Raw genomic sequence first — 12,666 nt, forward strand, 5'->3', positions numbered from 1 at the left:
GTCAGCGCAAAAGCTGCTTTTTTAAATTTTTCCCTTGAAGTTACTCCACCTCACCCCATATTAAGTGCATAACGCAGACACTTTGCTAATTGGAGATACATAAATGACTGCAGCACAAAAAGAAACATTAGGCTTTCAAACAGAAGTAAAACAACTATTAAACTTAATGATTCATTCGTTATATTCGAATAAAGAAATATTTTTACGTGAACTTGTATCAAATGCATCAGATGCCGCCGATAAGCTACGCTTTTTAGCGCTTTCTGATGGCGACCTTTACCAAGGTGATGCCGATTTACGTGTACGTATTAGCGCAGATAAAGAAGCGAACACAATTACCATTTCTGACAATGGTATTGGTATGACGCGTGAAGAAGTGATTAGTTCTTTAGGAACTATTGCTAAGTCGGGTACTGCTGAGTTTTTCAAAAACTTAACCGGTGACCAAAGTAAAGACTCGCAATTAATTGGTCAATTTGGTGTTGGTTTTTACTCAGCCTTTATTGTAGCTGATGAAGTGACAGTGCGCACGCGTAAAGCGGGTGAAACACAAGCGTACGAGTGGCAATCACAAGGTGAAGGTGAGTACACGTTACAAGAAATTGAAAAAGAAGGCCGTGGTACGGATATTATTTTACACCTGCGTGAAGAAGAAAAAGAATACGCGGATGAATACCGTTTACGTAGCATCGTTACTAAATACTCAGATCATATTTCTACGCCTGTACAAATGTATAAAGCAGAAGTGCCTGAGTCTGAAGGCGAAGACGGCGAAAAAATCCCAGCAGTTCCAGGTGAGTGGGAAAGCATTAACCGTGCAACCGCTCTATGGACACGTGATAAGTCAGAGGTTTCTGATGAAGAATACAAAGAGTTTTACAAACATGTAAGCCATGATTGGGAAGAGCCGCTAAACTGGGCGCACAATAAAGTAGAAGGTAAAACTGAGTACACAAGCTTATTGTATATCCCTAAAAAAGCGCCGTTCGATTTATGGAACCGTGAGCGCCAAAGTGGCTTAAAACTGTATGTTCAACGTGTCTTTATTATGGATGACGCTGAGCAGTTTATGCCAAGTTACTTGCGCTTTGTAAAAGGGTTACTTGATTCAAACGATTTACCGCTAAATGTATCGCGCGAAATTTTACAAGATAACAAAGTAACACAAGCGATTCGTAAAGGATGTACATCTCGTATCTTAAAAATGCTAGAGCGTATGGCTAAAAACAAAGCCGAAGACTACCAAACATTTTGGAACGAGTTTGGCCAAGTAATCAAAGAAGGCCCAGCAGAAGATACAGCGAATAAAGAAGCCATTGCTAAATTGTTACGCTTCTCATCTACGCATACCGACTCAGAAACACAAGATGTATCGCTTGAGCAATACATTGAGCGTATGAACGATGAGCAAGATAAAATTTACTACGTAGTTGCTGATTCGTTTACAGCGGCTAAAAACTCGCCGCACTTAGAAATCTTCCGCAAAAAAGGCATCGAAGTATTATTACTAAGTGACCGTGTTGATGAGTGGATGATGAGCCACTTAACTGAGTTTAACGAAAAATCATTCCAGTCAATTACCCGTGGCGACCTTGATTTAGGTAAGCTTGACGACGAAGAAACGAAAAAAGCGCAAGAAGAGTCTGAAAAAGAAGTAGAAGGCTTAATTGAGCGCATTAAAACAGCGCTAGGCGAAGAAGTTAAAGAAGTACGCTTTACGCATCGCTTAACAGACTCTCCTGCCTGTGTTGTGAGCGATGAGAACGACATGAGCTCGCAAATGCAAAAGCTTATGGAGTCAGTAGGGCAACCTGTACCAGAGGCTAAGCCAGTGTTTGAGCTTAACCCTGAGCATCAGTTAGTTAAGCACTTAAACGATGAGCAAGACGAAGATAAGTTTGCACAGTGGTCTCATGTATTACTAGACCAAGCTTTACTTGCTGAACGCGGTACATTAAAAGATCCTACCGGGTTCGTAACACGTTTAAACAAGTTAATGCTTGATTTAAATAAGTAAGGCTAACAGGCTCTTTTAATTGCTAAAAGAGCCTAAAATATAACCATAATTATAAAGGAAGCGTATGCTTCCTTTTTTTATGTGCTCTAAAGTAGGCAATTAGTATAAGTTGCTTGAGTATCTGCAGCGCTTGTGGAAGAATTCAGGCTTTAAAATAAATATCCATACTAGGGGACAATGATATGCGCATTATTCTTTTGGGCGCGCCAGGTGCTGGTAAAGGTACTCAAGCTCAGTTTTTAATGGACAAATACGGTATTCCACAAATTTCTACCGGTGATATGCTTCGTGCAGCCATTAAAGAAGGTACACCACTTGGCTTAGAAGCGAAAAAAGTAATGGATGCAGGTCAGTTAATTTCTGACGATATCATCATTGGTTTAGTGAAAGAGCGTATTGCTAAACCAGACTGCGAACAAGGCTTTTTACTTGATGGCTTCCCACGTACTATTCCACAAGCAGATGCTATGAAAGAAAATGGCGTTGTGGTTGATCACGTTATTGAGTTTGACGTTGCTGATGAAGTAATTGTTGAGCGTATGGGTGGACGTCGCGTACATCCTGGCTCTGGCCGTGTTTATCACGTTGTTTACAACCCACCAAAAGTGGAAGGTAAAGACGATGAAACAGGCGAAGAGCTTATTATTCGTGCAGATGACACGGAAGAAACAGTTCGTAAACGTTTAGCTATTTACCATGAGCAAACTATGCCATTGGTTGATTACTACCAAGCTGAAGCGCAAGCAGGTAACACGCAGTACCATAAAATTGATGGTACGCAAGCTGTTGAAACAGTAAGCCAGCAACTAGCAGAGCTTTTAGGTTAATATAATCTAAACACAGCTTAGGTATTAAAAAACCGCCCTTGGGCGGTTTTTTTGTATTTAGTAGCTTTTAACAATTTAAAATTAAACCACCAAAGGTCAACACGCCCTGTTACCTATAACGTTTTTAGCTTTTCTATTACTGGGTCGTAGTTTGGCTCGGTAGATAAATTAGACACGAGCTGTTTGTATATCACTGTATGGCTTTTATCTAAAATAAGCACAGCGCGAGTTAGTAGCCCCATATCTTTTATAATTAAGCCATATTTTTGGCCAAAGTCTCGCCATACAGAGTCAGAAAGGGCTGTTACTTTGTCGATGTTTTCAGCATTACAGAAGCGTTTTTGAGCAAAAGGTAAATCGGCACTGATGGTCAGTATTGCGATAGCAGGAAATTGCGTCGCTACTTTTTCATTAAAATGTTTAGTTTGTAAGCTACAAATGCCAGTATCTAAACTTGGCACCACACTGATTAATACAGCTTGCCCTTTATAATCATTAAGATTTACAGGGGCAAAACCACCATCAACCACTTTAAAATTTGGCGCATTATCACCTACACTTACACCTTTACCTAACAAAGTGACAGGCTTACCTTGAGCAGAGACCTTACCTGCATCAAGCGTGTTTTCTGGGTACTGTGATGCGTGCACAACTGAGCTTAAAGCCAGTGTGCTTAGTGCAAAAATAAGAGAGCGTACCATAGGTTATTTCCTTTTAAATTAACGCAATAGGTTTGAGTGTATTATACTCAATATCACTGACCAAGCGATTAAATATCACTGTAAAAGTAATAATAAGTTCTGTGATATATAAATTGTAAACTGCAAGAACTTTTATTAACATGTAGTTACAAAATGTATCTTTAATAAAGTCATAAGGCCTATTGACAACATTGGGTTAAATAATAGAGAGATAGTATGTCAACATCCGTATTAATATGTGACGACTCAAAATTAGCGAGGCGCCAGCTAGCTCGCTCTTTACCAGATGACTGGGATATTAAAGTAGAGTTTGCTCAAGATGGTGTTGATTGCATCAAAAAACTAAAAATAATCGAGCCCGAAATTCTTTTTCTTGATTTAAACATGCCTGAAATGGACGGTTACGAAGTCCTTATGGCCATGAAAGAGCAAGGCCTTAATATCCTAACCGTGGTTGTATCTGGCGATATTCAGCCAAATGCGCACCAACGCGTACTTGAATTAGGCGCCATTGATTTTATCCAAAAACCTTGCTCACCTGAAAAACTTGCCGATATTATCGAGCATCATGGCATTAAAGATAAAGCCATGCGCGAGCGTCTTGCTCATTCTTTAGGTGAACAAGTAGACCCAGATGTGCGCGATATATACCAAGAGCTTACAAATGTCGCTATGGGCCAAGCAGGCGATTTGCTTGCACGGCTTTTGAATGTGTTTGTAGAGCTGCCAATTCCGAATGTGAATGTGCTTGAAGTTAATGAACTGGATATGGCGCTGCAGTCAATTGACAATAATGCTGCCACATCAGGGGTGTGCCAAGGCTTTATTGGCGGTGGCGTATCAGGCGAGGCATTACTTTTATTAAACGACTCAAGCTTTAAAGAAATTGCGTCACTGATGAATTACGACGGTGAGCTGAACGACAAAGTTGAGCTTGAGCTACTTATGGATATTAGTAATATTTTAATAGGCTCAATTTTAACGGGGCTTTCTAAACAGCTAGATATGTCTTTTAGCCAAGGTCATCCCATTGTACTTGGCCAACATCGCGATGTATCTGAATTGGTTAAATCAAATAAATCTCGTTGGCAAAGAACCTTAGCGATAGAAATAAGCTACGGCATCGAAAACCACGATATTAACTGCGATCTTATGCTGTTATTTACCGAAGATTCACTTAAAACTTTGAAATACAAAGTTGCTTACCTATTAGAAGACTAAGTTATGGCCGCTGATTTAGAAATGAATGAGATCCATTGGTTAATGGATATGTTTAACACGGTTGATGTGGGCCTGGTTGTACTGGATAGAAATTATAAAGTGTGTGTGTGGAATGGCTTTATGGAAAACCATTCTGGGCTATTACCAAGTGCTGTAAAAGACAAAGACCTATTTGATTTATTTCCTTCGATTGATGAGAAATGGTTTAGAAGCAAGTCAGAGTCTGTATTTGTACTTAAAAACCGCTCTTTTACTATCTGGGAGCAGCAACCTTACATCTTTCGTTTTAAAAACTACCGCCCCATTACCGGTAAAGCGGATTATATGTACCAAAATGCGACCTTTATTCCACTTACCAACACACTAGGTGAGGTCAGTCATATTTGTATCATTATTTATGATGTTACCGATGTGGCGGTCAATAAAAAAGAATTAGAAGATTTAAATAAGCGTTTGGAGCAAGTAAGCCAAACCGACAGCTTAACGCAACTGTTTAACCGTGGGCATTGGGAAAGCACACTGCACCAAGAGTTTTTACGTGTTAAGCGCAGCGGTGGCAGCAGCACATTATTGATGTTTGATATCGATCATTTTAAAAAAATTAATGATGAGCATGGCCATAGTTGTGGCGATGAAGCGCTACGCCACCTTTCAGAACTGCTACGAACGACGCTTCGCGAAACTGATATAGCAGGGCGTTATGGTGGGGAGGAGTTTGTTGTTACTTTACTCGATACCGACAAGCAAGGCGCAGCAATATTTGCCGAGCGCATAAGAGCGTTAATAGAAGCCAACCCTTTTGTTTATAAAAACACAAAAATAGAGATGACTGTGAGTGTTGGTTTTGCAGGAAATAGCCCTGACTTTGCAAAACATGAGCGGTGGATTGAAGCCGCTGACAAAGCCCTGTATCACTCAAAAGAGCATGGCCGTAACAGAGTAACCGATTTTGAGGATATAAAAAATGACGCATAAGCGTCTTTTTTTATGCGCTGCTAAAATTAAGGCAGCGGTAATATTACTGCTAAATTAAAGTAACCAAGGATGCACCTAATTGCGCCGCAAGCCTTGGCAGTCAATACTTAACAAGGGCTTGATTAAAGTGCCGTTTTTATCAGGCATTTTATTTACTCTGTAGTATGGCGAGTATCATCTGCTGGGCATTGGCCAAGAGTAGACACATCGCCTGTACTGGTCTCTTGCTCTAATTGAACCTTGAATCCCCATAACCTGTAAAGGTGTTTTAGCACTTCTTTATGCGAGTCAGCAAGGGGGATGTTATTGTGAGGAACATAACGCAACGTTAAAGAACGATCGCCTCTAACATCAACATTATATACTTGAATGTTAGGTTCGTGATTACTCAAATTATATTGCGCTGAAAGCGCTTCGCGTACAGCCTGATAACCGCTATCATCATGTATTGCGCCTACCTCTAGATGTGGATTACGGCTGTGATCGACAATAGTAAATAGCTTAAAATCACGAATTAACTTAGGTGATAAAAATTGGCTTATGAAACTTTCATCTTTAAAGTTTTCCATCGCAAAATGTAGTGTGTCTAGCCAATTAGTGCCTGCATATTCAGGAAACCAGCGTCTATCCTCATCTGTTGGGTTTTCGCAAATACGGCGAATATCCACCATCATATTAAAACCCAATGCATACGGGTTTATACCTGAATAGTAATTGCTGTTATAAGGTGGCTGATAAACCACGTTGGTATGGCTTTGCAAAAACTCCATCATAAAGGAGTCGGTTAATTTACCTTCATCATATAAGTGGTTTAAAATGGTGTAGTGCCAAAAGGTGGCCCAGCCTTCGTTCATCACTTGGGTTTGTTTTTGCGGATAAAAATATTGCGATATCTTTCGCACAATACGTATTATTTCTCGCTGCCAAGACTCTAATAAAGGCGCGTTTTTCTCAATAAAATATAAAATGTTTTCTTGCGGCTCTTGCGGAAAATGCCTCTCTTGCTTTTTAGCTTCTTGCTGTTGAGCGGGGATAGTGCGCCATAGCTCGTTTACTTGAGATTGCATGTAGTCTTCACGCTCTTTTTGGCGTTTTTGTTCTTCAAAAAGGGAAATTTGCTGCGGGCGTTTATATCTATCTACGCCGTAATTCATCAATGCGTGACACGAATCAATTAAGCTTTCTACTTGTGTAATACCGTATTTTTCTTCGCAGCGGCTAATGTAATTTTTAGCAAACACTAAGTAATCTATGATGGAGTCGGCGTCAGTCCATGTTTTAAATAAGTAGTTTCCTTTAAAAAATGAGTTATGGCCATAACAGGCATGCGCCATAACCAGTGCCTGCATAGGGAGTGTGTTTTCTTCCATTAAATAAGCAATACAGGGGTTTGAATTAATCACAATTTCGTAAGCCAGCCCCATTTGCCCACGCTTATAATTTTGTTCGGTTTGTATAAATTTTTTACCATATGACCAATGACTGTAGCCTATAGGCATGCCAACGCTTGAATAAGCATCCATCATTTGCTCAGCTGTTATTACCTCAATTTGGTTAGGGTAAGTGTCTAACCGGTAATGCGCTGCAACACGGGCTATTTCAGTTTGGTATTGCTCAAGCAGCTCAAAGGTCCAATCTGGGCCATCGCTAATTCGTTCAGTGCTCATAGTAAACCTCGCTTAGGCTAAGCAGCCCCTTGTTGTTGACGATTTTTTTTAAATAGCTCCCTAAACATAGGGTAAATGTCTTCAACACTTTGAATATGTTGTATTGCAAAGTTGCTATGGGTTTGGGTGATGTTTTGATATTCGCGCCATAAGCTTTGGTGCGCACGCGTGGTAATTTCTATATAGGCAAAGTAGCGTACCGCATTAAGTAGCTTATTGCGTAATATTTCACCGCAGTGTGGGGTGTCGTCTGCCCAGTTATCGCCATCAGATGCTTGCGCTGCGTATATATTCCATTGCTCTGAATCATAGCGCTCTTTTATTATTTCGTTCATTAATTTAAGGGCACTGGAGACAATAGTGCCGCCAGTTTCTTGAGAATAAAAAAACTCTTGTTCGTCGACCTCTTTAGCTTGTGTGTGGTGGCGTATATAAACCACCTCAATGTCTTTATAACTTCGGGTCAAAAATTGATACAGCAAAATATAAAAACGCTTTGCCATGTCTTTTGTGGCCTGATCCATTGAGCCTGATACATCCATAATACAAAACATAACGGCTTTGCTGGTGGGGTGGGGGCGTTTTTCATAATTACGGAAACGTAAGTCGTAATTATCAATAAATGGTACGGCTTTTATTTGCTGTTTAAGTTGCTCAATTTCCTCTTGTAATAACGCAATGATGGCTTGGTCGCTGTCGGCTTGCTCACGCTCCATCGCAAGTTGGCCTTCAAGCTCTGCTAGGCGCCTTTTTTTACCCGCGCTCATGGCGACTCTTCTGGCGAGTGAGCCCTGTAATGAGCGTACTATATCAATATTACTGGGCATACCATCGCTACAAAAACCAGCCCGATGAGTTTTCATTTGTACAAGCTTATCTAGCTGGTTTTCTTGTAAGTTGGGCAGTTCTAGGTCTTCAAAGAGTAAATCAAGGTATTCATCTTTAGAAATAGAAAACACAAAGTCATCTTGGCCTTCGCCTGAATCACTTGCATCGCCATCGCCATCGCCTGCGCCACCACCTTGGCCGCCTTTAGGGCGCTCAATTTTGTCACCTGTTGAAAATTGATCGTTGCCAGGGTGAATTTGTTCTCTGTCGCCCCCTTTACCTTGGTGAAAAATGGGCTCGCTAATATCTCGTTGCGGGATAGATATACTCTCCCCTGAACTTGAGTCGGTAACGCTGCGTTTATTAACCGCATCAGACACTGCTTCTTTTATTTGCTTTTTATAGCGCCTAATAAAGCGCTGACGATTAAGCGTGCTTTTGTTTTTACCATTTAAGCGTCTATCTATAAAATGCGCCATACTGTTCCCCCTAAACTACATGAAGGTTACTGCGATTTTCTAACCCGTAAATACCACTCAGAAAGTAAACGCACTTGTTTTTGCGTGTAGCCTTTTTCAACCATGCGGTTAACAAAGTCCTCGTGTTTTTGTTGATCCTCAGCGGAGGTTTTTGTATTAAAGGAAATAACAGGGAGTAGATCTTCGGTATTTGAGAACATTTTTTTCTCAATCACAGTGCGTAGTTTTTCGTAGCTTGTCCATAACGGGTTTTTACCATTATTGTGAGCGCGTGCACGTAATACAAAGTTAACTATTTCGTTCCTAAAATCTTTGGGATTAGAAATGCCGGCGGGTTTTTCTATTTTTTCAAGTTCTGCATTTAACGAGGCGCGGTCAAATAACTGTCCTGTATCTGGGTCTCTGTATTCTTGATCTTGTATCCAAAAATCAGCATAAATCACATAGCGGTCAAAAATATTTTGGCCATATTCAGAGTATGACTCTAAATATGCGGTTTGTAGTTCTTTACCAATAAACTCAACATATTGCGGAATTAAATAGCCTTTTAAAAAACTTAAATAGCGCTCTTCCACTTCGGCGCTAAATTGTTCACGCTCTATTTGTTGCTCCAAAACATAAAATAAATGCACTGGATTAGCTGCAACCTCAGTGGTATCAAAATTAAATACGCGCGACAAAATTTTAAAAGCAAAACGAGTGGAAAGGCCGGTCATGCCTTCATCTACCCCTGCGTAATCACGATACTCCTGGTAAGACTTTGCTTTAGGGTCGGTATCTTTTAGGGTTTCACCATCATAGACCCGCATTTTTGAGTAAATACTAGAGTTTTCAGGCTCTTTTAATCGAGATAAGGTAGTAAATTGCGCTAACGCTTTAAGCGTACCTGGTGCACACGGTGCACTGGCAAGTTCACTATGCTGAATAAGTTTGTCGTAAATTTTTATTTCTTCGGTCACGCGCAGGCAATAAGGGACCTTTACAATATAAACACGATCTAAAAACGCTTCATTGTTTTTATTATTTTTGAATGTTTGCCATTCTGACTCATTTGAGTGGGCTAAAATCATGCCGTTAAAGGGCAGAGCGCTAATACCTTCGGTACCGTTGTAGTTACCCTCTTGCGTTGCGGTAAGGAGTGGATGCAGCACCTTGATAGGGGCTTTAAACATTTCTACAAACTCCATTAAACCTTGGTTTGCTAAACATAAAGAGCCTGAGTAAGCGTAGGCATCGGGGTCGTTTTGAGCAAAGTGCTCAAGCTGGCGAATATCTACTTTGCCCACCAATGCAGAAATATCTTGATTATTTTCATCACCGGGTTCGGTTTTGGCTATACCTATTTGATTTAAAATAGAGGGGTAGCGTTTGACGACTCTAAATTGGCTAATATCGCCGTTAAATTCTTTTAATCGTTTACCAGCCCATGGCGACATAATCGTTTTTAAATAACGTGGTTTAATACCGTATTCTTTTTCGAGAACGCTGGCATCTTCTACTGGGTCAAACAGACTGAGAGGGTGATCGTTTACCGGAGAGCCTTTAATTGAATAGATAGGCACTTGTTGCATTAAATATTTTAGTTTTTCTGCAATTGAAGATTTACCTCCCCCAACAGGGCCGAGTAAATAAAGGACTTGTTTGCATTCTTCTAGGCCTTGAGCCGCATGCTTTAGATAGGAGACAATTTGTTCTATGGCATCTTCCATGCCGTAAAAGTCTGCAAAGGCAGGGTAGCGTGCAACCACTCTATTAGAAAATAACCGGCTTAAACGTGCATCGGTTGCAGTATCAACCATTTGCGGCTCGCCTATTGCCATAAGTAAACGCTCAGGGGCGCTGGCATAAGCTGATTTGTCATTTTTACAAATTTCTAGAAATTCGCTAATGCTGTATTCTTCTTCTTGTGCTGCTTCGTATCGTGCTTGGTAGTGCTCAAAAATAGTCATAATAACCTCCGAAACCCGCTTTAAAAAGGTGCTTACTTTTTAAAGTTTAGTCAGAGATTGATATTTTTGTGCAATAAAATTAAAAATTTAAGTGAAAAAAGATCATGTGGCTAAATTAGCAATTTCGCGCGTATAAAGGCGGTTTGAATTTTATAAAGGCATAAAAAAAGACGCCGAGGCGTCTTTTTAAATCAGCGTATAATAGCTAATTAAGCGAAGTTAGCGTTCGCGAATTCCCAGTTAACAAGCGCCCAAAAACCTTTAAGGTAATCAGGACGAACGTTACGGTAATCAATGTAGTAAGCGTGTTCCCATAAATCCACAGTTAGGATTGGTGTAACACCTTCGTCTGTAAGCGGCGTTGCTGCGTTAGACGTGTTTACGATATCTAATGAACCGTCAGCTAGTTTAACTAACCATGTCCAGCTAGAACCAAAGTTATTAACCGCTTTGTCGTTTAATGCATCTTTAAACGCGTCAAAAGAGCCCCATTTAGCGTTAATAGCGTCAGCGATAGCACCTGTTGGCTCGCCGCCGCCATTTGGAGATAGACAGTTCCAGTAGAAAGTGTGGTTCCAAATTTGTGCAGCGTTGTTAAATACGCCACCTTCAGATGAACAAACAATCTCTTCTAAAGATTTGTTTTCAAATTCAGTACCTGGAATTAAACCGTTTAATTTAACAACGTAAGTGTTGTGGTGCTTACCGTGGTGATACTCAAGAGTTTCTTGTGAAATATGAGGCTCAAGTGCATCAATTGCATATGGTAGTGACGGTAGTTCAAATGCCATTTTTTTATCTCCATCTTCTTTTGGTTGATAACTCGCTTGATAGTACGTAATGCCTGATAGAACAGACCACTTACCTATACCAAACGAAAATATAGTGTTACTATAATTGTTGAGTATTTTACTCAAGTTTAAGCAAACAGCAATGCTATTGCTAAAGACTATTTCAATTGCGGCTTTATTTGCCCATTTTAAGTTATATATCTGTGGCCACAATGATTTATTTTCAAGCCCTAGGTATATCAAGCTATCGTCATTTTGAGGTTGTAGATGGAAACCATTGATAAAATTAAACAGCAGATTTCAGAAAACCCAATTATCCTTTACATGAAAGGGTCGCCTAAATTACCAAATTGTGGTTTTTCTTCACAAGCGTCACAAGCTCTAATGTCATGTGGCGAACCATTTGCCTATGTTGATATTTTACTTAATCCAGATATTCGCGCTGAGTTACCAGCATACGCAAATTGGCCTACTTTCCCACAGCTTTGGGTTGAGGGCGAATTAGTAGGTGGTTGTGACATTATCATTGAAATGTTTCAACGTGGTGAATTACAGCCACTGATCACTGAAACTGCAGCTAAGTATAAAGAAGCTGACGCAGAGTAATTGCTACTTTGCTAGATTATTAAAGCCACGTTTTACGTGGCTTTTTTGTGCCTATATATAACTTTATTACGTCTTAATATCTTGGTCAGCCCATCAGTGGGTGATTATAACCATTAATTTGTGCTCAATAGTTAGCAAACTCAGCCCTCGCTCCTCGTTTAGGTGCACCTAGTCAGGATAAGTAAGCAACAAAGCTACTTAATATAAGCGCGAATTTTAATTAAAATATGAGTTTTATATCAATGCGCAATAAGACGTAATCATTTTGCGGGGCTAAACGTGTCGCTATCTGCGTTAAATAATTCTTTTTTAGAACAACTAAATAGCGAGTTTTTTGCCCAGCTATCAACACGTTTTTCCAGCCTTACAATAGTTCGCTCAATCAAGCGAATTGGCATTAAATAAAAATTCACTACATCTGCACTAAAAACGACACCACAATTAATAACTATACTAATGAACGCTAAAAAAGCGTGATCCTAAACCTCTAATTTATTTAAAACGCATTAAACTATCTAAATGTTAACTGAACCTGTGGGAAATTAGTGAATATTTATTCACTGCTTTGGTGCTTTACGTTTACGTAAAGGGTATTGCTTTAACGC

General features: G+C 39.9%; 10 protein-coding genes. 5 read left to right on the top strand and 5 right to left on the bottom strand.

Going from position 1 to position 12,666, the window contains the following annotated elements; genetic code table 11:
• Positions 1-103 precede the first annotated feature (103 nt).
• Both htpG and adk read left to right on the top strand, forming a co-directional pair.
• Positions 104-2,017, top strand: coding sequence for a molecular chaperone HtpG (gene htpG, locus MTF64_RS05185; protein WP_004588119.1), 1,914 nt, complete (start codon positions 104-106; stop codon positions 2,015-2,017).
• Positions 2,018-2,199: 182 nt separating this feature from the next.
• Positions 2,200-2,844 (top strand): adenylate kinase, encoded by a 645-nt coding sequence (adk, locus tag MTF64_RS05190; RefSeq protein ID WP_004588118.1) that lies wholly within the window; start codon positions 2,200-2,202, stop codon positions 2,842-2,844.
• A gap of 113 nt (positions 2,845-2,957) precedes the next feature.
• On the opposite strand, the gene tpx is transcribed toward adk, so the two are convergent.
• Positions 2,958-3,545, bottom strand: a complete 588-nt coding sequence (tpx, locus tag MTF64_RS05195; protein WP_024033369.1) for a thiol peroxidase — start codon at positions 3,543-3,545, stop codon at positions 2,958-2,960.
• A gap of 216 nt (positions 3,546-3,761) precedes the next feature.
• Here tpx and MTF64_RS05200 point away from each other — a divergent pair, with 216 nt between their 5' ends.
• Positions 3,762-4,766, top strand: coding sequence for a response regulator (locus MTF64_RS05200; RefSeq protein ID WP_004588116.1), 1,005 nt, complete (start codon positions 3,762-3,764; stop codon positions 4,764-4,766).
• 3 nt (positions 4,767-4,769) lie between these two features.
• Complete coding sequence (locus MTF64_RS05205) at positions 4,770-5,741, top strand: diguanylate cyclase (RefSeq protein ID WP_029774351.1); 972 nt, start codon at positions 4,770-4,772, stop codon at positions 5,739-5,741.
• 152 nt (positions 5,742-5,893) lie between these two features.
• Here the strand turns inward: MTF64_RS05205 and MTF64_RS05210 are convergent, their stop codons facing one another.
• The 4 genes from MTF64_RS05210 to MTF64_RS05225 all read right to left on the bottom strand — a co-directional run bounded on the left by MTF64_RS05210 (position 5,894) and on the right by MTF64_RS05225 (position 11,455).
• Positions 5,894-7,408, bottom strand: a complete 1,515-nt coding sequence (locus MTF64_RS05210; RefSeq protein ID WP_004588114.1) for a SpoVR family protein — start codon at positions 7,406-7,408, stop codon at positions 5,894-5,896.
• 17 nt (positions 7,409-7,425) lie between these two features.
• Complete coding sequence (locus tag MTF64_RS05215; protein WP_248450815.1) at positions 7,426-8,715, bottom strand: YeaH/YhbH family protein; 1,290 nt, start codon at positions 8,713-8,715, stop codon at positions 7,426-7,428.
• A 26-nt stretch (positions 8,716-8,741) separates the two neighbouring features.
• Entirely contained in the window at positions 8,742-10,664 is a 1,923-nt protein-coding gene (locus MTF64_RS05220) for a PrkA family serine protein kinase (protein WP_024033371.1), read from the bottom strand.
• A 209-nt stretch (positions 10,665-10,873) separates the two neighbouring features.
• Positions 10,874-11,455, bottom strand: a complete 582-nt coding sequence (locus tag MTF64_RS05225; protein WP_004588111.1) for a Fe-Mn family superoxide dismutase — start codon at positions 11,453-11,455, stop codon at positions 10,874-10,876.
• A 267-nt stretch (positions 11,456-11,722) separates the two neighbouring features.
• Here MTF64_RS05225 and MTF64_RS05230 point away from each other — a divergent pair, with 267 nt between their 5' ends.
• Positions 11,723-12,061 (top strand): Grx4 family monothiol glutaredoxin, encoded by a 339-nt coding sequence (locus MTF64_RS05230; RefSeq protein ID WP_004588110.1) that lies wholly within the window; start codon positions 11,723-11,725, stop codon positions 12,059-12,061.
• Positions 12,062-12,666 lie beyond the last annotated feature (605 nt).

Origin of the sequence: Pseudoalteromonas sp. 2CM41L (assembly GCF_023161905.1) — a bacterium.
Classification (GTDB): Bacteria; Pseudomonadota; Gammaproteobacteria; order Enterobacterales; family Alteromonadaceae; genus Pseudoalteromonas; species Pseudoalteromonas atlantica.

What these genes read in the sequence shown, in the direction of transcription:
- tpx (WP_024033369.1), bottom strand. Translation starts at nt 3,545, where the DNA reads ATGGTACGCTCTCTTATTTTTGCACTAAGCACACTGGCTTTAAGCTCA.
- MTF64_RS05220 (WP_024033371.1), bottom strand. Translation starts at nt 10,664, where the DNA reads ATGACTATTTTTGAGCACTACCAAGCACGATACGAAGCAGCACAAGAA.
- MTF64_RS05205 (WP_029774351.1), top strand. Translation starts at nt 4,770, where the DNA reads ATGGCCGCTGATTTAGAAATGAATGAGATCCATTGGTTAATGGATATG.
- MTF64_RS05215 (WP_248450815.1), bottom strand. Translation starts at nt 8,715, where the DNA reads ATGGCGCATTTTATAGATAGACGCTTAAATGGTAAAAACAAAAGCACG.
- MTF64_RS05230 (WP_004588110.1), top strand. Translation starts at nt 11,723, where the DNA reads ATGGAAACCATTGATAAAATTAAACAGCAGATTTCAGAAAACCCAATT.
- adk (WP_004588118.1), top strand. Translation starts at nt 2,200, where the DNA reads ATGCGCATTATTCTTTTGGGCGCGCCAGGTGCTGGTAAAGGTACTCAA.
- MTF64_RS05200 (WP_004588116.1), top strand. Translation starts at nt 3,762, where the DNA reads ATGTCAACATCCGTATTAATATGTGACGACTCAAAATTAGCGAGGCGC.
- htpG (WP_004588119.1), top strand. Translation starts at nt 104, where the DNA reads ATGACTGCAGCACAAAAAGAAACATTAGGCTTTCAAACAGAAGTAAAA.
- MTF64_RS05225 (WP_004588111.1), bottom strand. Translation starts at nt 11,455, where the DNA reads ATGGCATTTGAACTACCGTCACTACCATATGCAATTGATGCACTTGAG.
- MTF64_RS05210 (WP_004588114.1), bottom strand. Translation starts at nt 7,408, where the DNA reads ATGAGCACTGAACGAATTAGCGATGGCCCAGATTGGACCTTTGAGCTG.